The sequence below is a fragment of the Microcystis sp. M049S2 genome (assembly GCF_020245625.1).
Classification (GTDB): domain Bacteria; phylum Cyanobacteriota; class Cyanobacteriia; order Cyanobacteriales; family Microcystaceae; genus Microcystis; species Microcystis ichthyoblabe_A.
In genome coordinates this window covers 1-25,948 of sequence record NZ_JADBUN010000033.1, presented here as the reverse complement: position 1 = coordinate 25,948, position 25,948 = coordinate 1, and the positions used below count along the sequence as shown (strand labels likewise).

Below are 25,948 nucleotides of genomic sequence, written 5' to 3'. Positions count from 1 at the left end.
TATCAGTTATCAGTTATCAGTTATCAGTTATCAGTTATCAGTTATCAGTTATCAGTTATCAGTTATCAGTTATCAGTTATCAGTTATCAGTTATCAGTTATCAGTTATCAGTTATTAGTTATTAGTTATTAGTTATTAGTTATTAGTTATTAGTTATTAGTTATTAGTTTTCAGATTTGAGTTATTAGTTTTCAGATTTGAGTTATTAGTTTTCAGATTTGAGTTATTAGTTCACTGTTTACTGATCACTGTTTACTGATCACTGAAAAAACTTCCCACTCCCCCACACCTTTTCAACAGGATTGAGAATTAGAGGCAAATTAACGCATATTATTGACCGCACCACTAACCAAACCAGCGCTAACATAGCGACCATAACCATCAAGACGGTTTTGTTGAGCGATTCGAGAGGGATTATTGACGAGATCGGCAACTCCCACACCCATCATCACCACGGAGATAACTGCGATTAAGTAGTTACGGACAAAAGTTGGATTTTGGTGGCTGACTAACATGGTTGTTACCTCTCTTTCCTGTCGATAACCTTAGAATACGAGAGGGTTTGGGGTGATGTCAGTCCCATAATTCCGGGTGACAGAAGTGGAAAAAAGTGGAATCCACAGACAAGCTATGATTTTTTGTCGATTAGAATCGGTAGATAGGGAATCGGGAACAGGAAAAGGGCAATATTCGTCATTAATCTGGTTAAATAATCAGTAAATTGCCTAAAAACTCAGATATTCTCCAGAATATGACCTTAGAAACCGCGATTATGACCATAAAATTTTTCTGGCCTTTAGTTTTAGGATTATCTATTGTTATTATTGACAATGGGCAATATTTGAGAGCAGAAACGGTAACTTTGAGCGCCAGTCAACGCCAACAACTGCGATCGCTAGATGCTAAGATTATTTTACCTAACTATATCCCTCGTGGATTTCGTCTGAGCGAGATTAAAATCCTCGCAGAAGAGAGGAAAGGATACGCAGTCCTCTTTGAAAATGCCGAGAATAGCTGTTTTTTGGTGGAAGGAATCGAAAACGCCGGGGGCGATGATGGTTTAGAATTAGAGGGAACCCTAGCGCTCAATTCCCCACTCTTTGGAGAAGGATACTGGCTCAATTATGGTACACCCAAAGACTCGGAATTAAGGCAACAATTCCCCGAACCCGATCTGTATTCCGATTGGATGAAAATGGGAGAATATTTTTATCGTCTCAGTGGGGCATTAATTGCCCGGGAGGAGTATGATTATCCTAATTGCCGTCAAGATATTTCTCCATCGGAAGCGGTTAAAATAATCGAATCTTTTGGAGATAACAATTAAATTGAATTTATCTACAGTCATTTCTAATCTACAACAAAAAGGCAAGGAGCGGTTAGCTTGGTCTGATTTTTGCTGGTTGGGATTAGTAATAATTTTGGGACTGGTTATTAGGTTAACACAATTAACGAGCAAACCTCCCTGGACGGATGAATTTGCCACTATGGTTTTTAGTATTGGCAATAATTACCAGATAGTGCCGTTAAATCAAATAATTTCCCTAGACACCTTATTAGCACCTCTCCAGAGCAACCATCAGGCAACTATTGCCGATGTAATTAAATTAGTTATTCAGGAGGACAATCATCCACCTTTATATTTTATTTTCGCCTATTTCTGGAATAAATTATTTTTTGATCGGGGAGAATATGTATCTTTAGAAGGAATGCGATCGCTGGCAGTATTTTGGGGAGTTATTTCGATTCCTCTAATTTATTTTATCAGTAAATTGGTCTTTAAATCTGGCTTGATCGCTTTTCTTGCGGCGATTTTAATGGCGGTTTCTCCCTACGCGGTTTTTATCTCCCAAGAAGCGCGTCATTATACTTTAGCGGTTGTATTTGTCCTCATATCTTTAGGCTGTTTTCTGAGGGCAAGCAGCAAAATTATCGACCATAAGAGAATATCCCATACTTTGGTTTTTTTCTGGTTAATTGTCAACTGTCTAGGGTTATTAGTCCACTATTTTTTTAGTTTAACTATCCTCGCGGAAGCGATAACTTTATTATTGATTTTATCCAATCAATTCAAACAAAAAAACTTTTGGATAACTAATTGGTGGCGTTTAAGTTTAGTTTTTTTAGGTAACTTGAGCTTTATTATTATTTGGTTTATCACGTTTGTCCCCAAAGATTATGGCAATCAGATGACTGGTTGGATTCAGAGAGACAATGATAGTTTTTTGTCCGTAATTAGCCCCTTTTTTCAATTGCTGGGAACATTAATTACTATGCTTTCCCTGCTCCCCGTTGAATCAGAATCTTTAATAATTATTTTGATTTCTGGGGCAATAATGATCGGTTTTTTTCTCTGGATTATCCCACAATTAAAAACAGCGTGGCTAGACTCCTATAAACCAGAATTAGGCATTCTCTCGGCATTTTTTCTCAGTTCAATTGCCATTTTCTTTGTCATAACTTATCTGCTTTCAATCGATATTACCCGGGGAGCTAGATATAGTTTTGTTTACTTTCCCTCGGTAATTTTAATTCTAGCAATTTTATTAGATAATTGTTGGCAAAGGAAGCGGAAAAGAATAGTAATTATTGTAATTATCATGGCTTTAGTTAGTTCCCTAAGTGTGACTTTTAATTTAGGCTATCGTAAGTATTATCGCCCAGATAAATTAGTTACCACTATCGAAAATAATAGCCGTTATCCGTTAGTAATTGCCACTAGCTATAGGAGTTTAGTGCAGGTGGGAGAAATGATGGGAATTGCTTGGGAATTTAACCAAAAATTTTCCGATAAAAACCCTAAGTTTATCTTAGTTAACTCAGAACAAAAGCCAAATTTTAATCTGTCATCTTCTCTTCCTTTTGAATTATGGTTAATTAATTTCCATTCTTCAATAGATTTATCGGACTGTCAACCTTCAGAGTTATCCTCCAATTATGTAACAGGTTATCAATATCAAAAGTTTCTCTGTGGGCGATCGATGGATTATAATAGTAAAGTTAAGTAGGGCTATTAACTATGATTATTTGGGTAAATGAACAGATTGACCCCTGCGGTTTAGTACAAGCTTGCATTGCCTGTCAAGACGAACAAGCGGCAAAAGATTGTCATCAAAGTTGGTTAACCAATCTTACGGACGAACAAAAACAAGCGGGGTGGTTAGCAGTTTTAAGAACCGTAGAATCTTGGGATGATGTACCTGTAAATGCTCTGAAGTTAAGTTATTAACTCTCCTGCAACAATCAAAAATCTTCCGTTAGGTGAAGAAACTCCGAGACAGGAGATATCTGCCTAAAATAAAAAAGAGGGCAGGTTTTACCCCACCCTTTGGTCTTATTTTAAACGAATTACTAACCGGCGATCGGGTTCCACGCCGCGACTTTCCGTGGTTAAATCGTTTTCTTCCTGAAAAAAGGCATGGATTTGGCGACGTTCCGCCGAAGATAGGGCTTTTAATTCTATTTCCTGTCCTGTTTGCCGCACTTGCGTCGCCGCTTGATTCACCCAGTCGAAAAGTTCTGACTGTCTTTGTTGACGATAGCCGTTGATTTCGACAATATAGAACTGATGTTCTGCCGACTCGACACCAATATTTAGAATCGTATTAGCTAGGGATTGAATCGCATCTAGTCCCTCACCCTTGTTAGCGAGGAGGAGTTCCACTTGTTGGGGACTCAATTGACTACTATCAATAATTAACCAACAGGAGGAAGGTCCAGTTCCCAATTCCTGCACACCAATCTGGACATCTGCAGGCATGGCCATCAACTTTAGCAGTTTTTCCAGCCATTGTTTAGCTTTCTCGCTATTTTGCTCCCATATACTCATTACGATGTTTTTTCCTTTTTCTTGCTAGAACGTTTTTCAAAGGGGAGAGCATCGCGGGATTTTTCCGTTTTTTCCTGTTCCGCTACCAATTTTTGCAGGTTTTCCGGTAACGGTTCCCGCATCAAAATCACCGTTTGAATAGTTTGGAAGATGTTCGCAGTTAAGATATACATCAATACCCCCGCCGGTAAGGGGAAAAACAGGAACATCATACTAAAAATTATCGGGGTGATTTTATTCACCGTTTGCTGTTGTTGGGCTGCTCCCCCCGAAGGCGCACCGGCGCCGGATAACTCTTGGTTAACATAGATACTAACGCCGAAAGCGATCACCATCGCCAAAATATCCCAGTGAATTTCACCATCCGGACCGGTTGCCCCAATTCTTCCCAGGGCCTCAATAAAGAGAAAACCCGTATTAGCGGCAATCCCCGGCACGATAACTTTAATACTGGCATCTCCGGGGGCTAAAGCGACGATGGAACCGTCTTCATTAACTTGCACCAGTTCTTGACCTTTAACCACCTCGTAGGTGGGTTTTAGGTTATTTTCGGGTGCTTCCGTGGCTAATTGGCTTAAAGACTTGCCCTGGTCGTTTTGCAGGTCGATTTTTACCTGTTCTCCCGGAGCGATTTTATTGCCTTGGGGTAAAAAAGCGGTGATGGGATAGTGGAGAGACTCGTCAATATAAACGTTTTGGGGTTTGGTGGCATAGAGTTGGCGCTGCACCATGGCGATTTGTTCGCTCGGCAACACCTGTAAATCGACGGTGTAGTTAATATCCGAGAAGGGGGAACCCCGCAGCGTCGCAAATAAAGCCAAAAGAATCGGCATTTGTAATAACAGGGGTAAACAACCCGCTAGGGGATTGCCCAACTCCTGCATTAATTTGCCCATTTCCTCCTGTTGTTTTTGGGGGTCATTTTTGTAGCGTTGTTGAATTTCTGTCTGTCTTTCCTTCATTAAGGGTTGAGTGATTCGCATTTTTCTCATATTGCGAATCTGGCCGGCACTGAGGGGAAAGACGGCAAATCTGACCACCAGCGTTAAAGCAATGATGGCGAAACCGTAACTATGCACAATCCGAAAGAAAAAATCTAGGATTGGCAACATGATATTTGTGGAAATAAATCCGACTCCAAAATCCATGGGTTTAATCTATGCCTTCTCGTTTAATAGGGGTTCACTTTGACAAATCTAATTTATCGAATCTCGGCGATCGATTATTTTGTTTTATTGACTGATGATCGATTCTAGGGGACGACCGGTTTTATCGGCGACTCTTTCGGCAATATAGTCATGAATTTCCCGAAATTTCGGCATCGCGCGCATTTCTAAACGACTTCTATCCTTGAGAGTTACGACAATATCCCCCCAAAGACCAATTCCTCTCGGCATTTTTGCCACTTTTGCCACTTCTGAATAGATAATATCTGTGCGATCGCGTCCCATCCAACCCCCAGTGATTGAAATCCGCCGATCGGTTATCTTATATCTTAACCAGATTGCCCGTACTACTGCCCCAACGGTTAAAGGTAAACAAATCACCGTAAATCCTAGCAGGATATTGATGATTAGGTCGCCGATGTGCGGACCGCCTTCATAAAAAGTTTCTTCTTTAATGCCCATGAATTATATTAGCCTTCACTAACAACTGCTTTAATTCTCGCAAAAAATGTTCATAATTGCACTCGATCGCCCCTGGACGGATAATGATTATCCCTCGCCATCCTGTCGCTATTTCTGGCAATAACTCCCGAATTACCGCTCGTATTTGCCTTTTTAGTCGATTACGAACCACCGCTTTTTTACTAACTTTCTTGCCAATCGAGATACCAAAACGACTCGGTTCGGGGGTATCTGGGCAAGAATCCTCTAAACTAATTAAGGTTAAGTGGGAACCGTGATAACGCTTCCCTGTTCCATAGACAGCTTGAAAATCCTGTCGATGTTTTAAGCGATGAACTTGGGGTAGTCCCACGAAAATTAGTCGGTTCCCAGAATAACCTAAACACTTAAACGATAGCGCCCTCTTTTCCGACGAGCTTTAATCACTTTACGTCCGTTGACGCTACGCATTCTCGCTCTAAATCCGGAAGTGCGCTTCTGTTTGCGCGTGGTTCCTTCTAAAGTACGTTTACTCACTGCCGATTTTCCTCCTTAAGATAGAGTTAGTCTATAGATATAAAGACACAATTTTTTATTATAACAAAATTACTAGGAATTTGGAAGCTCATGGTCAAGCTCCGTTTCGGTCGGGATATCTGTAATTGTCTGCCGGTGGCTGAAAAGCGCGAATGGTTAGTCACTAATGGTATTGGTGGTTTTGCTGCGGGAACCGTGGCTGGATTACTAACTCGCTGTTATCATGGCCTCTTGATCGCTGCTTTGGCTCCACCGACGCAAAGAACGCTTCTAGTGACTAAAATCGATGAATCGGTACAATATAACCAGAAACTCTATCATCTGGCCAGCAATCGCTGGTTAGGTGCTACGATCGAACCACAAGGCTATATTAATATCGAAAGTTTTCATCTGGAAGGGACAATTCCCGTCTGGACTTTTATCTGTGGGGATGCCTTACTAGAAAAGCGTATCTGGATGGAACCGGGAGAAAATACCACCTATACTCGCTATACCTACCTTCGCGGCAATTCTCCTTTAACCCTGAATCTCACTGCTTTTGTCAATTATCGTGATTTTCACGGCAATACCCAGAGTTTTAACTGGCAAATGGATATTAGTCCTCTGGAAAAAGGAGTAAGAGTGATTGCATATAACAATGCTGTACCTTTTTATCTATTAATCAGTCAAGGAGAGGTTTTTCCTGCTCATATCTGGTATTATCGCTTTGATTTGGCCGTGGAACGTTATCGTGGTTTAATCGATCGGGAAAATCATCTTCATGCCGCCAGTTTTTCGGCTACTCTTAAAGTGGGAGAATCGGTGACAATTGCCGCTAGTACCCGTCCCGATCCCAGTTTAGACGGTCAATCTTCTCTAGAGTCTCGCTATCGCTACGAGAATAGTCTGATTAATCCCCAGCAGCCCCCATGGATTCAACAACTTACCCTTGCTGCTGACCAGTTTATCGTTAGTCGTCCTCTCCGGGATCAACCGGACGGCAAAACGATAATCGCAGGTTATCCTTGGTTTGGTGATTGGGGTCGCGATACGATGATCTCCCTAAGAGGATTAACTTTGACTACAGGCAGATCTGCGATCGCACGTCAGATTTTACTAACTTTTTCCCGTTATCTAGACTGGGGTTTATTGCCGAATTTGCTACCCGATGGCGGAGAAATCCCCGAATATAACGCTGTCGATGCTATTCTTTGGTATTTTGAAGCCATTCGTTCCTATTTTAACCAAAGCCAAGATTTTGAGTTTCTCAGAACTATTTATCCCGCTTTAACGGAAGTGATCGCTTGGTTTCGTCGCGGTACTCGCTACAATATTCACCTAGATGACGATGGTTTGATCTATGCCGGCGAAACGGGAGTACAGTTAACTTGGATGGATGCCAAAGTTGATGATCTGGTGACTACTCCCCGCATCGGCAAACCCGTAGAAATTAATGCCCTTTGGTTCAATGCCCTAAAAATTATGGTTCAATTTGCCCATTATTTGGGCATGGATGCCACTGATTACGAAAAAATGATAGAAATGACCTTAAAAGGGTTTTCTCGCTTCTGGGACGATTCTCTGGGGTATTGTTATGATGTTTTGGATACGGACAAGGGTAATGATGCCAGTTTACGACCGAATCAACTTTTTGCCGTGTCCTTGTCGGTGGAGGAGTTATTAAATTCCCCACAGAAAAAGGCCATTATCGATATTTGTGCTTTAAAATTGTTGACTTCTCGCGGTTTGCGATCGCTAGATGTGGATCATCCCGATTACCGTGGCGTTTACAGTGGCGATCGCTTAAAAAGAGATAGTGCCTACCATCAGGGGACAGTCTGGGGATGGTTATTAGGGGCATTTATCGAAGCCCATCTAAAAGTCTATCGCGATCCCATCCTAGCCGAGAGTTTTTTAACACCGATGATTGACCATCTTCGGGATAGCTGTATCGGTAATTTAAGTGAAATTTTTGATGGTAATGCTCCTTTTACCCCTAGGGGAGCTTTTGCCCAAGCATGGACGGTGGCAGAGGTATTAAGGGTTTGGCAAGTGATCCGAGAATTTCGGCCATAATCCTTTAAAATAAGCAATTGTTAGGTTTTTTAGGTCACCTAGAGGGCTGACCCTAAAAACCTCAGTTCGATGGTAATCACCGGTCGTCAGTCAAGAAAACCTTTATAAACAAAACTCTTATGCAGAAACCGCAAGTTATTTTTCTCGATGCTGTGGGTACCCTTTTTGGGGTAAAAGACAGTGTAGGAGCAATTTATAGTCAAATAGCGGCAGATTTTGGGGTAGAGGTGTCGGCCGAGAGCCTAGAACAGTCTTTCTCGGCTATTTTCCCCACTTCTCCCCCCCTAGCTTTTCCTGACGTTGAAACGGCACAAATTCCTGAGTTAGAGTATCGCTGGTGGCGATCGCTGACTGGGGCAGTTTTTAATAATTTAGGTTATCTGGAAAGATTTCCCGATTTTGAGGCTTTTTTTAGCGAACTTTACCATCATTTTGCCACGGCCGAGCCTTGGGTGCTGTACGAGGATGTCATTCCCGCTTTAAGACTCTGGCAGATTCAGGGGATCGAGTTGGGCATTATTTCTAATTTTGATAGTCGTATCTATCAAGTTTTGGCCGAATTAGGCTTAGAATATTTTTTTCGATCGATCACGATTTCTTCCCAGACAGGAGCAGCTAAACCAGATGCTGAAATTTTTCAAATCGCCCTGCAAAAACATGATTGTCCCCCCGCGCAAGCTTGGCATATTGGCGATAGTAAAAAAGAAGATTACCAAGGGGCAAAAGCCTTGGGTATAGAAGCATTTTTAATTAAAAGATAAATCGGTCAAGAGAGAACAAGTCTCTGAGCGGGGATGAGGGATAGGTGATAGGGAGGGAATACAGACCCTACTGGCTAATACCTAACCCTCAAACCAGTTTAATCCCCATCGGAATTTTAGACTGATTCCTGGGATGGAATGGAAGGAGATTCTGACTGATCAGCGTTAGGATCCGCCTCTTTGGGGGCGGCCACTTTTACCAAAGCATGACGCAAAACCTGTTCTCCGAGAGTGTATCCCCGCACTAACTGCTCCACCACTGTGCCTTCGGGATGTTCATCGGTGTACTCCCGCATCATCGCTTCGTGGTAGCTGGGATCAAAGGGTTGACCTTCCGGACGCATGGGGGAAACGCCTAAACGCTTGAGACTGTCCACTAAGGTTTTATAGACTCCTTGGTAGCTTTTGTGAATACCCATCTCGCCATCATCGGCCGGTTTAATTTGAGTCCTGGCGCGCTCAAAATTATCCACCACACCAAGAATTTCCATCAGGGTTTTGCCCTTGATTTTTGTTTCCAGTTCCTCTTTTTCTTTCTCTGTGCGTTTGCGAAAATTGTCGAACTCGGCTGCTAGAGTGATATAGCGTTTCTTGTAGGCATCAACCTGTTGGGTTTGTTCCTCTAACTGCTGTTTGAGAGTGTCGATTTCCTCTTTTAGAAAATCGATAGTCATTCCGTCTAGAAGGGAAAATCCCTCGCTAGAGGCGGCCTGGTCCGTCACCGTTTTGGCTTCATCGGTGACACTGGTTTCTGATTCGGTGGCAAGAGATTCAGGGGAATTAGAAAAGGATTCTTGGTTTTCGTCGAAAATTGCTGAGGTATTTGGTTCTGCACTCATGGTATAGGATTTTAGTGGGGAATTTGGCAATATATGACCATTTAATGCTGATTTTGGTCTTTAAGTACCAGCTAATAATCAAGGTTTAACCATTAATGTAACATTTTGTGGACAAGATCCGTAACTAGATATAATCGCCCCCGATAGATAATCAGTGATCTAGAAAAATTTTTGCTAGAATGCAGTTTTCTAAGTAAAATTGGGAAGATTAAAGGGTAGTGGAGAGGTTAGGAATCGTCTATGACATTTTCTTCCAAGAAAACCCGTGCTGTTGCCCTACGCAATTACTTTTCCCCCTTTGGTAACAAGTTGGTGCAGTCGGGCTATATCGGTGCCGAGCAAATGCAACAGGCCCTGGTGGAAACACGGAAATCGGGACGATCGCTAGTAGAAATATTACAAAAACTAACCGGGCGGCCTTTGCCCCCGGATTTACAGCGACAGTATAAGAAAAACCAGTTATTTGAACTAAAAATTCTCTACGGAGTCGAATCCCTCGACCCCGAATTGAGCGATGTGGATGGACTAGAAATAGCCAGGCTGATCGATTCTTTGATTCCGATCGATCTTTGTCGTCGCTATCGTCTCATCCCTCTGCGTCGAATCGAAGGAGAGCCGGCTTCAATTTTGATAGCCATGGTCGATCCCGACAACCTAGAGGCTACGGACGATATTAATCGTATTCTCCGCCCCAGGGAGTTAGGTTTACAGCGTTTAGTGATTACCAGCGAAGATTACGAAAGATTACTGGAAAAATTCCACTGGGCCCAACCGGAACTAGAAAAGGAAAAAGCCAGACTCGAAAAAGAAAAAGAACTGGAAAAACTCTCGGATCTCACCGATATTGTCGCCAGTATTGAGGTGGTCTCTGGTGCTGACGATGAAGTGGCCGATGATCTCGGAGAAGGAGACGCTAATCAAGCCCCCGTCATCAACCTGGTCAATAAAATTCTAGCTAAAGCCCTACAGGAAGGGACTTCCGATATTCACATCGAACCCCAGGACGAATTCCTGAAAATTCGCTTTCGCAAAGATGGAGTTCTTCATCAAGCTTTTGACCCACTGCCGAAAAGAATTACCCCGGCGGTCACTGCCCGTTTTAAAATCATGGCCGATCTCGATATCGCCGAACGTCGTCTTCCCCAAGATGGTAAAATTCGGCGGATGTATCAAGGGCGGAAAGTGGATTTTCGGGTTAATACCCTGCCCAGTCGCTACGGGGAAAAAGTCTGTTTACGGATTCTCGATAACTCCTCTACCCAGTTGGGTTTAGATAAACTAATCACCGATCAAAAGACCCTGCAAATCGTCCGGGACCTGGCCAGTCATCCTTTTGGTCTGTTGCTGGTGACAGGCCCCACTGGTTCGGGGAAATCCACCACTTTATACTCGGTGTTAGCGGAAAGAAATGACCCTGGGGTCAATATCAGTACCGTCGAAGATCCGATCGAATATTCTCTACCGGGCATCACCCAGGTGCAGGTAATTCGCGAAAAAGGCATGGATTTCGCCTCGATTCTGCGGGCCTTCATGCGACAAGACCCGGATGTGATTCTGGTGGGAGAAACTAGGGACAAGGAAACGGCTAAAACAGCGATCGAGGCCGCCTTAACTGGTCACTTGGTCTTAACTACCCTACACACCAACGATGCCGCAGGTGCGATCGCTCGTCTCGATGAGATGGGGGTTGAAACGTTTATGATTTCTGGTTCTCTGTTGGGAATTTTGGCCCAGCGTCTGGTGCGGCGCGTCTGTACCGAGTGTCGAGTCGCCTATCACCCCACCCAAGAGGAATTGGCCCGTTTTGGTCTTTCCGCTGCCAATGAACAGGAAGTGACCTTTTATAAGGCTAATACCCTGACCATAGCGGAAATTCAACAGGCGCGAAGACAGGGTAATCTCTGCGTTAAGTGTAACGGCAGCGGTTATAAAGGTCGCATCGGTGTGTATGAGGTGATGCAGAATAGTGAACGACTACAGCAATTAATTAACCAAGGGGCAACCACCGATCGCATTAAGGAGGCGGCCGTCGATGAGGGTATGATGACACTCCTAGCCTACAGTTTAAATCTGGTGCGCGAGGGTTACACCACCCTCGAAGAGGTGGAACGGGTGACATTTAGTGATTCTGGTCTGGAAGCGGAATTAAAAGCTAAACGGAAAAGCGGTTTAATCTGTAGTGGTTGTCGCGCCGAACTACAACCAGAATGGCTCGATTGTCCCTATTGTATGAAACCACGATTTAGTTATTAAGATAGTTTTTCAGTGATCAGTGATCGGGGAACTCTGGAACAGGCAAAAGTATTATGAATTTGTCTCCTGACGGAAAAGAGGGTGTAGGGTGTGGGGTGTGGGGTGTGGGGTGTAGGGAAAGAAACCTCTTTCACCTGTGGGGGTGAAAATTTTTTCATCGGGACTGGCTCCTATCCCCTTTTCAGTTTTTACTTTATACGATAAATGGAGTTTAACTTATGGAATTAATGATCGAAGATTTAATGGAACAATTGGTCGAGATGGGCGGTTCCGATATGCACATTCAGTCCCGTGCGCCGGTCTATTTTCGCATTAGTGGCAAACTCATCCCGGTTAATGAAGAATCTTTAACCCCGCAAGATTGTCAGAAATTGATTTTTAGTATGCTCAATAATACTCAAATAAAAGAGTTAGAGCAGAATTGGGAATTAGACTGTTCCTATGGGGTGAAAGGATTAGCAAGATTTAGGATCAATGTGTATAAAGAAAGGGGAGCCTATGCAGCTTGTTTACGCGCTTTGTCATCTAAAATTCCTAACTTTGAACAATTAAATTTACCAGAAGTGATCCGAGAATTATCGGAAAGACCGAGGGGATTAATTCTCGTAACTGGACAAACAGGTTCAGGTAAAACTACCACTTTAGCATCAATTTTAGACTTAATTAATCGAACTAGGTCTGAACACATTTTGACTGTAGAAGACCCAATCGAATACGTTTTTCCTAATATAAAAAGCCTGTTTCACCAACGACAAAAAGGAGAAGATACCAAGAGTTTTGCTAACGCATTAAGAGCCGCTTTACGAGAAGATCCTGATATTATCCTTGTGGGAGAAATGCGGGATTTAGAAACAATTAGTTTGGCAATTACGGCGGCGGAAACCGGTCACTTAGTCTTCGGAACCCTACACACTAGCTCGGCAGCGGGAACAGTGGATCGGATCATTGACGTTTTCCCCTCTAACCAACAGTCACAAATTCGCGCCATGTTATCCAATTCTTTACTAGCAGTTTTTAGTCAAAACCTAGTCAAGAAAAAAAATCCTAAACCGGGGGAATTTGGCCGGGCAATGGTACAGGAAATCATGGTGGTAACTCCAGCGATCGCTAACCTAATTCGCGAAGGAAAAGCCCCCCAAGTTTACTCAGCAATTCAAACGGGGATGAAGTTAGGAATGCAAACTATGGAACAGGGATTAGCTAATTTAGTTGTTAGCGGTGTTATATCCTTTGAAGAGGCAATTTCTAAAAGTAGTAAACCCGATGAATTACAACGTCTTGTCGCCGGATCTGGTGCTAACGCCAAAACTAAAGCCTGGATTTAATAACAAATCCTGTGTAAAAGGGATAGGAGAGTGGGAAGTGGGAAGTTTTTTCAGTGAACTGATAACTGATAACTGATAACTGATAACTGATAACTGATAACTGATAACTGATTTGTACTATGCCTACTTTTGTCGCACAAGTTAAAAGCAGCTCTGGAAAAGTTTTCCAAAAGAAAGTTGAAGCTATGTCTCCCGATCATGCCCGAATGATGCTGAAGGCGAAATATGCTGCCGTCGGTAAAGTCAAAAAAGCGGGAGGAGAGATCGATCTTTCTAGTTTAGAGTTGATATTTGCCAGCATTTCCATCAAAGATAAAGCGGTTTTTTCCCGTCAATTTTCGGTAATGATTAATGCTGGTGTGCCGATTGTGAGATGTTTAGGAGTTTTGGCGGATCAATCCAGTAATCCCAAGATGAGAAAAGCACTACAAGCGATTAGTGCCGACGTACAGCAAGGGAGTCCGTTATCGCAAGCGATGGCCAAACATACTGAATGTTTTGATGAACTTTATGTCAGTATGATCGAAGCTGGAGAGACGGGGGGGGTACTCGATGAAGTGCTGCTCCGTCTCTCGAAACTTTTGGAAGATATGGCCCGCTTGAAAAACCAGATTAAATCAGCGATGACCTATCCAGTAGCAGTGGGAATTTTGGCGGTAATTGTGTTTTTCGGGATGACAATCTTTTTAATTCCCGTGTTTGCGAAAATTTTCACCGATTTGAAGGTGCCACTACCAGCTTTAACGCAATTTATGCTCTTTTTAAGTGGTGTGATGCGTAGTTGGTTAATTTTAATTCCGATTGTCACCATTGCTGCCACAGTTTTTTTACTGCGTCGCTATTACAAAACCCCGATGGGTCGTCTGCAAATTGACTGGTTTTTCCTTAAAATGCCCCTTTTTGGCGATTTGAATGAAAAATCGGCTGTGGCTAGATTTTGCCGGGTTTTTGGGACTCTGATGCGTTCTGGTGTCCCGATTTTGAGTTCCCTTGATATAGTTTGTAATACGGTGGGTAATCAGGTAATTGCTAATACGATCGCTGGTGCTAAGGAGGAAATTCAGCAGGGGGGAATGATGAGTTTGGCCCTACAAAAAGCCAATGTTTTCCCAGCTTTGGCCATTCAAATGATTAGTATTGGTGAGGAAACGGGAGAATTAGATGCCATGATGATGAAAGTGGCGGATTTCTACGAAGATGAGGTGGAACAGGCCGTTAAAGCTTTAACCAGTATCATTGAACCCTTGATGATGGTTGCTGTTGCGGGAATGGTGGGAATTATTCTTCTCTCTATGTACCTGCCTATGTTTAAAATCTTCGATGCCTTGGCATAAGTTTATCAGTGATCAGTTAAGTACCTAAGCAAAATTAATTACACATATCTAACCACCTCTTGCCTCCTGCCTTTTGCCTTTTGCCTATCTTCACTAGGAAATTAATTTTGCACGACTACTTATTTGATTAGGTGAATCTGTGTCTTAGGAAACTTTTGGTTGTTCAAAATTACCGGCCAGCTTTGGTTGATGATTCCTTGGAATTAGTCGATCAAGATTAGCTGACTCTCTGGGGTTAGAGCATAAAGGGAACAATTTACGATGGTTAAGCTCCTAAAATCAAACGCTGACGATGAAAATTAAGCAGCGAAATCTCTTGGCCAGAAACCCTTTCTAACATCTCGACGATATGATCGGGCTGCAGTAAAGTGCCATCATTGCGACAACTGCCCACATAGCACAAAACGGCTTGTTTGTCAACAGTTTTTAACTCTAATTCATATAATTGTTCTCGCAGATTAATCGTGACTTTTTTGCCGGATTTGGTGGTTTTTTCCCGTTCCATCACCGTTGCTTGCTTAATTGCCTCGATCCAATTTTGCCACTGTTGACAGTCAATTCCCTCACTATTAAAAGTGAGCAAATACTCAGCTTTTTCCAACAAACGGGTGGCAGCAGGGGCATTTAAGGGAATTTCTTCCACCTGATAAACTGGTAAATCTGCGGGCAATTGTGCGATTAATTGCTGTTTAAACGTCTCTAAATCCATCACTTTTGTCAATTCAAAATCGACAATCTCACCGCTACTGGTTGCTCCCAAGGATAAGGCATTTGCGATCGAAATGCGCGGACCGGGGTGAAATCCACCGGTAAAGGAAATGGGAATAGCAGCCCGACGGACGACGCGATCAAATAAACGCACGAGATCCAAGTGGCTAACTAGAGCCATTTCGCCAATTTTGCCAAACCAAACCCGAATTCTTTGGGCGCGTTCTTGATTGGGTTGAAAATGTCCGGCAAAAGCGGGAATCGGAGGCGCTTCAATGACGATATTATGGCCAAAATCGACGCTACAAACGCCACAATGGGAACAACCCTCAAAAGAACAATCGGGAACCGTTGCCGCGTCTAGAGCGCGTTTTAAGTCCTCCTCTAGCCATTTTTTATCGATACCAGTATCCAGATGATCCCAGGGCAAAGGACGCTCTAAAATATCTTTGTCTGTATCGGCAAAAATATTCCATTCTCCCTGTTCTACCTGACGATATTTCCAAGTTAAACCGGATTCTTCGATCGCCTGTGACCATGCTTGATAGGCTTTTTCCGTATTATCCCACCAAGCATCCATCCCGGCTCCCAATTGCCAAGCGCGCAGCACCACTTTCCCTAAACTTCTGTCACCGCGACCGATAAAATCTTCCATGGCCGAGATGCGGACATCGGTATAATTGACTTTTACCCCTCTCATGCCTTGGAATTCCTGTCTTAATAACTCCTGTTTGCGGATAAATTCGGCCGTGGAGACGGAATGCCACTGGAAGGGGGTATGGGGTTTAGGCGTAAAATTCGAGATAGTTAGGGTAAAATCGAGGGGTTTCCGCTTCGGTAAACGACATTCCCGACGCAACCAGCGCACCGTTTCCACGATACCGATGACATCCACATCGGTTTCCCCCGGCAAACCGATCATAAAATAGAGTTTGACCTTATCCCAACCCTGTTCGACGGCAGTTTTTATCCCTCTGAGTAATTCTTCGTTGGTTAACCCTTTGTTAATCACATCGCGCATTCGTTGGGTTCCCGCTTCCGGTGCAAAGGTTAAACCCGATTGACGATTGCCCCCAATTATGTTAGCAATATTTTCGTCAAAGCGATCGACTCTTTGACTGGGTAAGGATAGAGATATATTCTCATTCTGGAGACGGTTTTTAATCTCCATACCCACGGCAGGTAAAGCTAGATAATCGGAGCAACTGAGAGATAATAAGGAAAATTCGTTATATCCCGTCGCTCGCATTCCTTTTTCAATCGATTCGATTACTGCTTCCGGTTGCACATCCCGCGCAGGACGGGTTAACATCCCCGGTTGACAAAAACGACATCCCCGAGTGCAACCGCGACGAATTTCCACCACTAGGCGATCATGGACTGTTTCGACGAAGGGAACTAAACCGATAGAATAGGCTGGAATAGGAGTGGCTACCCGGCGTAAAATTCTTTGCGGTACATCGTCACGATTGGGGATAACTGCACCGATTGGGGTGACATCGTAGAAACGCGGCACATATACCCCCGGAATTTGGGCTAAATCTAGCAATAGTTCTTCTTTGCTTAGATTAGCTAGTTTACCTTCTTCTAAAATTAAACCGATTTCTGGCAATAATTCTTCGCCATCACCAAGGGCGATAAAATCAAAAAAGTCGGCGTAGGGTTCGGGGTTAGAGGTGGCAGTTTGTCCCCCGGCAAAAATTAGCGGATAGTTACCCGCATCTCTTGCTCTCCAAGTCAAGGGAATTGCCGCTAGGTCGAGCATTTCTAAAATATTGGTGGCTCCTAGCTCATAACTGAGACTAAAACCCAGAATATCAAAATCTGTGAGGCAACGACGGGATTCTAGGGCAAATAAGGGGGTTTTTGTCTGTTTGAGTTTTTGGGCTAAATCCGGTGCGGGTAAATAAGTGCGATCGCAGAGTTGGCGAGGTTGTGCATTGAGGATATTGTAGAGGATAATATGGCCGAGGTTAGATGCCCCCACTTCGTACACTTCCGGATAGGTTAACACCCAACGAACCACAGCACTTGCCCATTCTTTATGTTTAGCGCCTAACTCGTTGCCCAAATAACGCGCTGGTCGAAAAATGTCGGGGGTAAGCAGTTGGTCTAAAGCAATAGTCACGGCAATCTACCTCAGATATCGTCAGCAATGGGTGCTTTTCTACTATAGCAGCCAGAATCGAGTCAGTATTCAGGAGTCGGGAGACAGGAGACTCCGAGACAGGAGACTCCGAGACAGGAGACAGGAGATAGGAGGCAGCTTTATTCTCCCCACACCCCACACCCCACACCCCACACCCCACACCCCACTTCCCCACTTCCCCACACCCCACACCCCCACTTCCCCATCTCCCTAAAATTCCAGAGGTTATAAGATAATTAAGCGACGATGAAAGAACCGTTAATTGAATTGAGAGGAGTATCGAAAAGATTCGGGGATAATGTTATTCTCGACGGATTAGATTTAACCATTTATCGAGGGGAGGCCCTGGTAATTATCGGTCCGTCGGGAACGGGAAAATCAACGGTTTTACGGTTAATTGCGGGATTAACGGGGATAAATGCCGGAGAAATTCGTATTAAAGGTCAATTGCGTCAGGGATTGCTAGAAGATGGTCGAGAAGCGATGCGAACTTCCTTGGTTTTTCAACAAACGGCCCTGTTTGATTCTCTCACCGTCGGGGAAAATGTCGGTTTTTATCTCTATGAACAAACTAATTTAAAAAAAGCCAGAATTAGGGAATTAGTGGAAAAAAGCCTGGAAATGGTCGGTTTACAGGGAATTAGTAACCTTTATCCTTCGGAACTATCGGGGGGAATGCGTAAACGGGTGGCTTTTGCCCGCGCTATTATCACTAATCCCGATAATCCGGCCGATAATCCCGAATTACTGCTGTATGATGAACCTACCGCCGGATTAGACCCGATAGCTTCCACAATTATCGAGGATCTAGTGCGGACTCTCCATGAAAAATCAGGGTCTGCGAACACTTATGTGATGGTTTCTCACCAACAAAGTACCATCCGACGCACCGCCGATCGAGTAGTATTTCTCTATCAGGGAAAAGTGCAATGGCAGGGAGTAGTGGCAGATATCGATCGTACCGATCATCCCATGATCCGGCAATTTTTTAGCGCCAGCATTGAAGGCCCGATTAGGACAATCGTTTAAGCTAGATTAAGCTAAATTAAGAACTATCGAGAATGAGAGAAAAATCATGCAGAGTTCGCGAGCTTTACGGGAAGGAAGACTAGGTTTGTTTGCTCTAGGCGGATTATTGGTCTTTGGGGCGCTCGCTATCTGGGTTCGCGGGGGAGGATTTGGTCAAAGAACCTATCAATTAATCTTTGAGTTTGCCGACGTGGAAGGGTTACAAGTCGGGGCGCCGGTACGTTTTCGCGGGGTGAGAGTGGGAAGAATTACGAGTTTTATCCCGGGAAGTAATCAAGTGGAAGTTATTGCCGAGATCGCCTCTGCTACTTTAGTGATGCCTAGGAAGGTAACTGTTACTACCAATCTTTCCGGATTAATTGGGGAGGCAGCCATCGATATCACTCCCTTAGTTTCTTTAAGTGCTGAGGCCAAAAATCTCGACCCTCTGAGTCCCGACTGTGATCAACAGTTAATTCTCTGTAATAATACTCGTTTACAGGGGACAACAGGAACACAATTAATGTCTAGTGTTGGTCGTTTAGTGGATACTTTTACCAGTCCTGAATTTGTGGGTAATCTCAATGATGTCACCAAAAATACCGCTATAGCAGCTCAAAAAATCGCCCGTTTATCCGATGATACCTCCCAGACTATCCGTAATGCCCAAAGAGAAATCTCTCGTCTATCTTTGGAATTAGCTACCACCAGTCGCTCGGTGACTAATACGGCTAATAATGCCTCCCGTTTTATCAATACTTTAGATAATACCGTTCAGGAAAACCGCAGTCAAATCAGCAGAACTTTTCAACAATCTTCCCAATTAGTCGCTAATCTTAATGCTGTTCTCAGCGAAAATCGGGGACAAATTGTTAATACTCTCGATAATCTTAATCAAGCTAGTTTAGGTATTGGTAGTCTCGCTAATAATCTCAATAATACCGCCCTGAGGTTGAATGCAGGTTTAGATGAAATTGATACTAAACAAGTAATGCAAAATATCGAGACGATTTTGAATAATGCGGTGGAGACATCGAATAATTTACGAGAAATTACTAAAACTATTAACGATCCTGCTACAATAGTCCTGCTGCAAAAAACTCTCGAATCCGCTAGGGTGACTTTTGAAAATACTCAAAAAATCACCTCCGATATCGATGAGTTAATCGGTGATCCACAATTTCGCGAGAATTTAAGACGTTTAATTGATGGCTTAAGTAATCTGCTTTCTTCTGGGGAACAATTAGAATATAATTTGCGTATCGCTCAAACTTTAGATACCATGACCCAAGAGTTAGCTAAACAAAAAGTTTTCACCATCTCTCGACCTCCTTTAAATCCCAAGCAAATGCAACTCTATCCCCAATTTATTGTTCAACAACCCCCCACTGGTGAAAAATGACAAAATAGCACAATTCAAGCGATTTTTAGTGATCAGTAAACAGTAATCGGTGAACTGATAACTGATAACTGATAACTGATAACTGATAACTGATAACTGATAACTGATAACTGATAATAATATGTTGAAATCAATTTGTATTACTCTTGGAACCCGTCCCGAAGCGATTAAATTAGCTCCCGTTATTCGTGCTTTTCAAGAATCGCAACAGTTTCAAACCCATGTAATTCTGACGGGACAGCATAAAGAAATGGTAGCGCAGGTGATGAAATTATTTGCTTTAAAAGCAGATGAAAATCTCGATATTATGCAAACCCGTCAAACTTTAACTGATATTACTTGCCGCAGTTTACGGGGTTTAGAAACAGTTTTTGAGCGCATAAAACCAGATTTAATTATTGTGCAAGGTGATACTACTACTGCTTTTGCTGCTGCTTTAGCGGCTTTTTATCAACAAATTCCCATCGCTCATGTAGAAGCAGGATTAAGAACGAATGATATCTATAATCCCTATCCCGAAGAAGCTAATCGTCGCCTAATTTCTCAACTGACTACTCTACATTTTGCTCCCACTACTTTAGCCGTAGAAAACTTACAAAAATCTGGGGTGACGGGAAATATTCACCACACCGGTAATACAGTTATTGATGCTTTATTAACCGTAGCCCAAACCGCCCCAGAATGTCAAATTGCGGGCTTAAATTGGTCAGATTATCGGGTTTTATTAGCCACGGTTCACCGCCGGGAAAATTGGGGCGAACCCTTACAGGATATTATCAAAGGATTCACTTTGTTATTAGAAAAATATGCCGATATAGCCCTATTATTACCCCTGCATCGCAATCCCACCGTCCGAGAACCAATTCAGTCCGCTTTGGGCAATCATCCCAGGGTATTTTTAACTGAACCTCTCGATTATGCCGAGTTAGTGGGCGCGATTCAACGCTGTTATTTATTATTAACTGATTCTGGAGGCATTCAAGAAGAAGCACCGAGTTTAGGAAAACCGGTTTTAGTATTGCGAGAAACCACGGAAAGACCGGAAGCAGTGCAAGCGGGAACAGCGAAATTAATTGGGACTAATCCCGAGCAAATTTTAGCACAAGCGGGAGAATTATTAAGGGATAAAATCGCCTATGATCGTATGGCTAATGCAATTAATCCTTTTGGAGATGGACAAGCATCCCAAAGAATCCTCGAAATCGTCCAAGATTTTTTGGCTTAATCTATGACTACTTGGTTGGGTATCGACCCCGGATTAGCGATTGTCGGTTGGGCTATTCTCCGGGATAATAGTGAGTTAATGCCGATTTTAGTCGATTATGGCACGATCGAAACTTCTAAAAATCTTTCTACTGCCCAGCGTTTGATCGAAATTGAACGGGATTTAAAGGAGTTAATCGCAGAATATAAACCGGGGGAAATTGCCGTAGAAATGCCCTTTTTTAACCGGCAAATCAAGGCAGCCGGTGGAGTCCTGCAAGCATTGGGAATTATCAATCTGGTTAGCTGTCGCGATGGGGGAATTGAACCGATTTTCCTCCATCAAGCTAGTTGGAAATGTCATCTGGTCCATGGTAGGGCCACTAAAGCTGAGGTGTCCGAACAAATTAAGTATTTATTCGGATTGACAAAAATGCCCATTAATGATGCCGTAGATGCTATAGCGATCGCATACGCTGCTTTCAGTGGCGTTCGCAATCAAATCTCTTGAAGCAATTTGACGAAATTGGCGCAAAAATTTAGCTGACAACTAAAAGCCATCTTTGGATTTAGTATAACTCGTCCTTTTAGCAAAAGCGATCGTACCAAAGGGTTTAAGTGTGGAATTGTGATAATTGTCATCGTCAATGCTAATAAAAATATGGTATAGTTCTTAAACGATTATAAGTTTAAAATAATGAAAATAAATGAAAATAAAAGTTTCCCAAAAAAAGGGATCATCAAACGAAGTTAACCCTCAGTTAAAGCATATTGCCTATTCGATGGACGCACTGATTCCAGGCTTTTATATTTGGTTGGGTTCTTTTTGTTGGCGATTGGGGGGTAGTGATGCAGAAGAAAGTTATCCAGGAACAATACATAGTTTTGCGGGTATCAGCTTAGTTTTACCCGGTTATCAAATTTTTACAACCTATAAAGGGAGTTATGACCCTCGATAAGCATCAAATTGATGGTCTTTCTCCCATTTCATCTAAAACAATGCCAGCAGAAGTTTTTGAACAATTGATGTTCAATGCTGGTTATGCCGTTGTTGGGTCTGCTCCAGCCAAGGGAAATAGAATTAAAGTCTGGTGGAATCATTCTAGTTTTCGTCGTGTTGAAGCAATTTATGGTGACGATAGAAGTCTGGTTATTACGGCTTATCATCCATGAATCATGAGCTTTCTGTTACGAAAATATATTTATTGTTTACCCACAACGGGCCCAACCTACAAGATCAGCGATCGCACTGTAGGTTAAGGGGTTATTATCGGCATCGGTGGCGGTAATTGTGCCTACAGGAGTATTGATGGTGCAAGTTAATGTTGTCTGGCTCAGTGTCTGAACTATAATGGGGAATGACTAGAGTTTTCTCCCTCAAAAAGTATATGGCAAGAAGAACTAATCATCTCATGACTGGTCACTTAAAGACAAAAATGACGATTAGGGACTTGCGCTTTGATAATGTATCTTTTGGGCGAACGCAGTTCGCCCCTACATTGTGGACAAAATCCGTTACTGTAGGGGCGCAAAGCTTGCGCCCTCCGATCGATTGGGATATTATTCCCACGCAAGTCCCTTATAGGTGTTTTTGTCGCTATTTTCTGGATTGTAGAAATTTTAGACCAATTTGTTTTTGATCATCAATTAAATCAATATGGCATTATTCCTCGTTCTTGGCCTTTTGGGTTAAGAGGGATTTTATTCGCCCCGTTTTTACATGGTGGTTTCAAAGATATTATTGTCGGTACTATAGGGTTTGTTATTTGTAGCTGGTTGGTGATGCGATTAAAAATACGTGATTTTTGGATTGTTACTATCATCACTAGGATTGTTGGAGGATTGGGGATTTGGATCTTCGCCCCGACTAACACTCCTCAGATTGGGTTGAGTAGCCTGATTTTTGGCTATCTAGGATTTTTAGCGTTAGGAGGTCAGAGTAATTTTGATCCAAATTATGATAAGGATGGCTTTCTGGTCAATTTTTTATATGTTTACCTTTCAATTTTTTTAGTTTTTGTTTTTATATATGGGCAACAAATTTCTCACTTGCTATCTGGATTTTTAACTGGAACTTTAGCGGCTGAGTTCATTGCTCAAGAAAAAGGAAGAGCCATGAGAAGTGTGTTTTTTCGTCTATTTTTCTTTATTTTTATCACTTTTTGGTTTGTAAATTGGCTATTGACTGGTGATAATTTCATCAATTTCATATTGGGAGTCATTGGTTTTATCGCTTGTGCAATAGCTGGAGGATCTTCAAGCACATCAGGGGAGCAGAAAGATACAATTCCTCAAGCGGGTCACGCAGAGGCGCGTCATCGTGATCGTGTAGAAGCAGAAGAACGATATCGCCAGTGGAAAGAACAAGAACAGCGCGATTGGGAAGAACAACAACGGCAAAATAATGAAGATCGTTGATGGTGATAAATTATATTATGCTTAAGTCAAACAGATTCAAGGTAAAGGAAGATAATCAATTCGGTCTTGATACTCATTATCAAATGAAGCTTCAGCCGACAGAATTAACTCATCTATATTTTCCCCAATACTCAAATTAGGATTCAGAATAAAAATACCTGGAATATGACGATGATTTTGTAGATGATCTGCTAAATGTACGGGCATAGAAGTCCGATTATTTGTTACCAGAATAAAATTATTTTCTTCACACCAGCAGAGAATTTCAGGGTCTAATGTTCCTTTATCTGGTGTAACAGGTTCTCCAATAACTCTAATAACTAAATCAGGCTTGAGTCTTCTTAGTTGAGTCGCATAGAGAGGATCAACATTTTCATCTAAGAGATATTTCAGACTCATTTGCTTGTTTGATTGCTTTTCTTTGTTGCCTTAACTTTCTCAATTTTTCTGCAACAGGAGGAGGATTTTGTTTTTGTATTTCTCTCATTCTTTCTCCATGTTCGATCCATTCGGTTAAGTAATTGGTTATTTTTTCTTGCTCATGCAAATAGTACAGAATTGTTGCATAAACTTGTTCTAAGCTCAAAGATGAGTAAGTTTTAGCAATTTCTTCAGGTGTTTTGGCATGATAAATATAGTCATAGAGAATGGTTTCAATACCAATTCTTGTTCCTTTTAACCGAATGTCATTAGGGGCTAGAAAGTTAAAATAGTCTTCGAGTTGCATCATAAAATTTACCGAAGCTGTACTGAATCTAAAGGATAGTGTTAGTTATTTACACCATGCTGTACTTGTGCTTCCATCTAGCCCTGTGTAAGTTGTCCAAGTATGACATCTTACACCATTAAAATTAGCACCTGTAACATCGGCACCTGTAAAATTAGCCTGGCCTATATCAGCATTTATCAAACTTGCTACCTTTAAATTGGCATCCATTAATTTTGTCTCGCCCATATAAGAACTGTTAAGTCTTGCGCTAGATAGATTTGCCCCTATCAACTTGGCACCACCCAAGTTAGATCCCGTCAAAATTGCATTACTTAGATTGGCTTTTGTCAAATCAGAACCGCTTAGATTAACACCACTCAAATCCGCACCTTGTAAATTGGCTTGTCTTAGATTTAATCCCCTCAAATCCGCACCACTCAAATCACATCCTGGGCATTGTTTGGTTTACTTAAGTTTCTTAACATGATCAGGATTTTCTGCACGGCTAGGATTAGCTAAACTAACACAAGATAGGATAAAAATTGAAAAAAGAGTAGTTAATTTCATAACTGTTCCACCTCAATCAACTTGAAAACGGGATAACCGACGGACTATCGTAACACAGAATTTTCCTAAAATATTCAAGATAATAGCAAAATTTTATGATTCCCTGCTACCACCCAAATCTCATTCCCTGCTTGAGCCGCTGCACTAGAGCGCGACAGCATGACTTGAAAGAAGCTGACCGACGGGGTGACGGCCACCCACAACCACTAGGCTCTCTTGGACTGGGGATGAGAGCCCATCGGCATTTCCTTGTCCGAGTCCCGTCTCGTCGGCCCCCACTATCGGCGCGGCTTGGATGTAGGCTTCGGCTTCCGCCACAGAGGGCTGATAGTGCCTCACTTCCTTCCTTTCTCAGACGATTGACTGTCCCCAGAGACATCTTCACCCCAAATAAGTCGGACATCGTACAAACCACCATCCGATGGGAATGACGGTACATTCCACTCAAGACTGAGACGATGGATACCGCTCTCTCGGAGTAGCCGCTCTCTTCTACGTCTTTGGGGAGGAGGGATCGGGTTTTTTCGCCGCAGTAACGCACCAAATCCCCAAAATGGCTACCAGATATTATAAGGCGATCGCCGCTTCGATTGACACAAGCAAAAACTTCAACAGATATAATGGGGCTTGACAGGTGGTATCAGTTATCAAAGCACGGCTCAAGCGATTGGAGGAGGAACTCTCATGAGTGAAGAACAATTTGAACTGGTACAAGGTAGCGGTAATGTGTACCGCGATTTTGGCGATGTAGATGCGGACGTGCGACAAGCGAAAGCACTGCTTGCTGCTGAAATTATCAAGGTTCTGGAGAAGGAAGACTTATCAACCCGCGATGCTCAAGTGCGAACTGGAATTAATCACAGTGAATTTGTCCAGATTCGCCGTGCTAATTTGGGACGCTTTACTATTGACCGTTTGATCTCAATTTTGGGTCGTCTCAATCAACAGGTTGAAATTACTATTACGACCCATCCAAGAACCACTGATTCTTCACCAATGGCATCCTAACTGTAATTGAGTGTGGGTCGATGGGAACGACCGCGCCACCAAGCTAGTAGGGTACTAGCGATAAAAATACTCGAATAGGCCCCGGCTACGAAACCAATAATTAGGGCTTGCTGAAAAAGTCATTGAAAAGTACAGGTCTCTTAATCAATGATTTCACTTAGCTACAAGCATAAGCTTTAGTTGTTGATTAATTTTTAAGTTATAACTTATCCTAATCATTGACCGAGAAAAAGTGC

27 protein-coding genes and 1 pseudogene are annotated in these 25,948 nt (G+C 42.6%); 16 read left to right on the top strand and 12 right to left on the bottom strand.

The genetic code is table 11. The features are described from left to right. Window positions 1–320: 320 nt before the first annotated feature. Window positions 321–515 (bottom strand): hypothetical protein, encoded by a 195-nt coding sequence (locus IM496_RS02695; protein ID WP_002738625.1) that lies wholly within the window; start codon window positions 513–515, stop codon window positions 321–323. A gap of 236 nt (window positions 516–751) precedes the next feature. Here IM496_RS02695 and IM496_RS02690 point away from each other — a divergent pair, with 236 nt between their 5' ends. From IM496_RS02690 to IM496_RS02680, 3 genes are read left to right on the top strand one after another with little or no spacing between them, the layout of a single operon-like run. Further along, on the top strand, window positions 752–1,327 hold the full coding sequence (locus tag IM496_RS02690) for a hypothetical protein (protein WP_194015795.1): 576 nt from the start codon (window positions 752–754) through the stop codon (window positions 1,325–1,327). 1 nt (window position 1,328) lies between these two features. Next, the gene (locus IM496_RS02685) at window positions 1,329–3,008 is read left to right on the top strand and encodes a glycosyltransferase family 39 protein (RefSeq protein ID WP_287661168.1); all 1,680 of its coding nucleotides are present in this window, start codon (window positions 1,329–1,331) and stop codon (window positions 3,006–3,008) included. A gap of 11 nt (window positions 3,009–3,019) precedes the next feature. Then, a complete protein-coding gene (locus IM496_RS02680; RefSeq protein WP_287661166.1) occupies window positions 3,020–3,229 on the top strand; it encodes a glycogen debranching protein in 210 nt (69 codons plus the stop codon). A gap of 105 nt (window positions 3,230–3,334) precedes the next feature. On the opposite strand, the gene IM496_RS02675 is transcribed toward IM496_RS02680, so the two are convergent. The 5 genes from IM496_RS02675 to rpmH all read right to left on the bottom strand — a co-directional run bounded on the left by IM496_RS02675 (window position 3,335) and on the right by rpmH (window position 5,973). Continuing rightward, window positions 3,335–3,829, bottom strand: coding sequence for a Jag family protein (locus IM496_RS02675; RefSeq protein WP_002742607.1), 495 nt, complete (start codon window positions 3,827–3,829; stop codon window positions 3,335–3,337). Then, complete coding sequence (gene yidC, locus IM496_RS02670) at window positions 3,829–4,977, bottom strand: membrane protein insertase YidC (protein ID WP_287661165.1); 1,149 nt, start codon at window positions 4,975–4,977, stop codon at window positions 3,829–3,831. Before yidC ends, IM496_RS02675 begins: the two co-directional genes overlap by 1 nt. 84 nt (window positions 4,978–5,061) lie before the next feature. Beyond that, window positions 5,062–5,457 carry a PH domain-containing protein gene (locus IM496_RS02665; protein ID WP_002738951.1) on the bottom strand — a complete coding sequence of 132 codons (396 nt, stop codon included), beginning with the start codon at window positions 5,455–5,457 and terminating at the stop codon, window positions 5,062–5,064. Continuing rightward, window positions 5,447–5,809 (bottom strand): ribonuclease P protein component, encoded by a 363-nt coding sequence (rnpA, locus tag IM496_RS02660; RefSeq protein WP_287661164.1) that lies wholly within the window; start codon window positions 5,807–5,809, stop codon window positions 5,447–5,449. Before rnpA ends, IM496_RS02665 begins: the two co-directional genes overlap by 11 nt. Before the next feature lie 26 nt (window positions 5,810–5,835). Next, on the bottom strand, window positions 5,836–5,973 hold the full coding sequence (gene rpmH, locus IM496_RS02655) for a 50S ribosomal protein L34 (RefSeq protein WP_002739276.1): 138 nt from the start codon (window positions 5,971–5,973) through the stop codon (window positions 5,836–5,838). A 90-nt stretch (window positions 5,974–6,063) separates the two neighbouring features. Here rpmH and IM496_RS02650 point away from each other — a divergent pair, with 90 nt between their 5' ends. Then, window positions 6,064–8,028, top strand: coding sequence for an amylo-alpha-1,6-glucosidase (locus IM496_RS02650; RefSeq protein WP_287661163.1), 1,965 nt, complete (start codon window positions 6,064–6,066; stop codon window positions 8,026–8,028). Window positions 8,029–8,147: 119 nt separating this feature from the next. Further along, window positions 8,148–8,789 carry an HAD-IA family hydrolase gene (locus IM496_RS02645; protein WP_104396080.1) on the top strand — a complete coding sequence of 214 codons (642 nt, stop codon included), beginning with the start codon at window positions 8,148–8,150 and terminating at the stop codon, window positions 8,787–8,789. A gap of 116 nt (window positions 8,790–8,905) precedes the next feature. On the opposite strand, the gene grpE is transcribed toward IM496_RS02645, so the two are convergent. Next, window positions 8,906–9,628 carry a nucleotide exchange factor GrpE gene (gene grpE, locus IM496_RS02640; protein ID WP_104396081.1) on the bottom strand — a complete coding sequence of 241 codons (723 nt, stop codon included), beginning with the start codon at window positions 9,626–9,628 and terminating at the stop codon, window positions 8,906–8,908. Window positions 9,629–9,868: 240 nt separating this feature from the next. Here grpE and IM496_RS02635 point away from each other — a divergent pair, with 240 nt between their 5' ends. The 3 genes from IM496_RS02635 to IM496_RS02625 all read left to right on the top strand — a co-directional run bounded on the left by IM496_RS02635 (window position 9,869) and on the right by IM496_RS02625 (window position 14,540). Continuing rightward, window positions 9,869–11,881 carry a GspE/PulE family protein gene (locus IM496_RS02635; protein WP_287661162.1) on the top strand — a complete coding sequence of 671 codons (2,013 nt, stop codon included), beginning with the start codon at window positions 9,869–9,871 and terminating at the stop codon, window positions 11,879–11,881. Between the two features lie 218 nt (window positions 11,882–12,099). Beyond that, window positions 12,100–13,206, top strand: coding sequence for a type IV pilus twitching motility protein PilT (locus IM496_RS02630; RefSeq protein ID WP_104396083.1), 1,107 nt, complete (start codon window positions 12,100–12,102; stop codon window positions 13,204–13,206). 119 nt (window positions 13,207–13,325) lie between these two features. Beyond that, window positions 13,326–14,540, top strand: a complete 1,215-nt coding sequence (locus IM496_RS02625; RefSeq protein ID WP_287661160.1) for a type II secretion system F family protein — start codon at window positions 13,326–13,328, stop codon at window positions 14,538–14,540. A gap of 265 nt (window positions 14,541–14,805) precedes the next feature. On the opposite strand, the gene IM496_RS02620 is transcribed toward IM496_RS02625, so the two are convergent. After that, window positions 14,806–17,376 (bottom strand): TIGR03960 family B12-binding radical SAM protein, encoded by a 2,571-nt coding sequence (locus IM496_RS02620; protein ID WP_287661159.1) that lies wholly within the window; start codon window positions 17,374–17,376, stop codon window positions 14,806–14,808. Between the two features lie 267 nt (window positions 17,377–17,643). Between IM496_RS02620 and IM496_RS02615 the strand changes: the two genes are divergently transcribed. The 7 genes from IM496_RS02615 to IM496_RS22265 all read left to right on the top strand — a co-directional run bounded on the left by IM496_RS02615 (window position 17,644) and on the right by IM496_RS22265 (window position 23,428). After that, window positions 17,644–18,426 (top strand): ABC transporter ATP-binding protein, encoded by a 783-nt coding sequence (locus tag IM496_RS02615; RefSeq protein WP_287661157.1) that lies wholly within the window; start codon window positions 17,644–17,646, stop codon window positions 18,424–18,426. A gap of 46 nt (window positions 18,427–18,472) precedes the next feature. Further along, window positions 18,473–19,807: an MlaD family protein gene (locus IM496_RS02610; protein WP_287661156.1), complete on the top strand. Its 1,335-nt coding sequence runs from the start codon at window positions 18,473–18,475 to the stop codon at window positions 19,805–19,807. 121 nt (window positions 19,808–19,928) lie between these two features. Beyond that, window positions 19,929–21,032, top strand: a complete 1,104-nt coding sequence (gene wecB / locus IM496_RS02605; protein ID WP_287661155.1) for a non-hydrolyzing UDP-N-acetylglucosamine 2-epimerase — start codon at window positions 19,929–19,931, stop codon at window positions 21,030–21,032. Window positions 21,033–21,035: 3 nt separating this feature from the next. Beyond that, window positions 21,036–21,521 carry a crossover junction endodeoxyribonuclease RuvC gene (locus tag IM496_RS02600; protein ID WP_194016563.1) on the top strand — a complete coding sequence of 162 codons (486 nt, stop codon included), beginning with the start codon at window positions 21,036–21,038 and terminating at the stop codon, window positions 21,519–21,521. Window positions 21,522–21,717: 196 nt separating this feature from the next. Further along, window positions 21,718–21,969, top strand: coding sequence for a hypothetical protein (locus tag IM496_RS02595; RefSeq protein WP_002778026.1), 252 nt, complete (start codon window positions 21,718–21,720; stop codon window positions 21,967–21,969). Continuing rightward, window positions 21,956–22,183: a hypothetical protein gene (locus IM496_RS02590; RefSeq protein ID WP_002778028.1), complete on the top strand. Its 228-nt coding sequence runs from the start codon at window positions 21,956–21,958 to the stop codon at window positions 22,181–22,183. Before IM496_RS02595 ends, IM496_RS02590 begins: the two co-directional genes overlap by 14 nt. 378 nt (window positions 22,184–22,561) lie before the next feature. Further along, window positions 22,562–23,428, top strand: a complete 867-nt coding sequence (locus IM496_RS22265; RefSeq protein ID WP_322743712.1) for a rhomboid family intramembrane serine protease — start codon at window positions 22,562–22,564, stop codon at window positions 23,426–23,428. A 36-nt stretch (window positions 23,429–23,464) separates the two neighbouring features. On the opposite strand, the gene IM496_RS02580 is transcribed toward IM496_RS22265, so the two are convergent. From IM496_RS02580 to IM496_RS22260, 3 genes are read right to left on the bottom strand one after another with little or no spacing between them, the layout of a single operon-like run. Continuing rightward, window positions 23,465–23,827 (bottom strand): DUF5615 family PIN-like protein, encoded by a 363-nt coding sequence (locus IM496_RS02580; protein WP_287661154.1) that lies wholly within the window; start codon window positions 23,825–23,827, stop codon window positions 23,465–23,467. Then, on the bottom strand, window positions 23,802–24,155 hold the full coding sequence (locus IM496_RS02575; protein ID WP_190718196.1) for a DUF433 domain-containing protein: 354 nt from the start codon (window positions 24,153–24,155) through the stop codon (window positions 23,802–23,804). Before IM496_RS02575 ends, IM496_RS02580 begins: the two co-directional genes overlap by 26 nt. A 45-nt stretch (window positions 24,156–24,200) precedes the next feature. Beyond that, window positions 24,201–24,578, bottom strand: coding sequence for a pentapeptide repeat-containing protein (locus IM496_RS22260; RefSeq protein WP_228009703.1), 378 nt, complete (start codon window positions 24,576–24,578; stop codon window positions 24,201–24,203). Between the two features lie 810 nt (window positions 24,579–25,388). Between IM496_RS22260 and IM496_RS02560 the strand changes: the two genes are divergently transcribed. Next, window positions 25,389–25,712: a helix-turn-helix domain-containing protein gene (locus IM496_RS02560; RefSeq protein ID WP_002752110.1), complete on the top strand. Its 324-nt coding sequence runs from the start codon at window positions 25,389–25,391 to the stop codon at window positions 25,710–25,712. On the opposite strand, the pseudogene IM496_RS02555 reads toward IM496_RS02560, so the two are convergent. Further along, a pseudogene (locus IM496_RS02555) lies at window positions 25,709–25,828 on the bottom strand (protein translocase subunit SecF); the annotation flags it as partial. The gene IM496_RS02560 and the pseudogene IM496_RS02555 overlap by 4 nt on opposite strands. Between the last annotated feature and the right edge of the window lie 120 nt (window positions 25,829–25,948).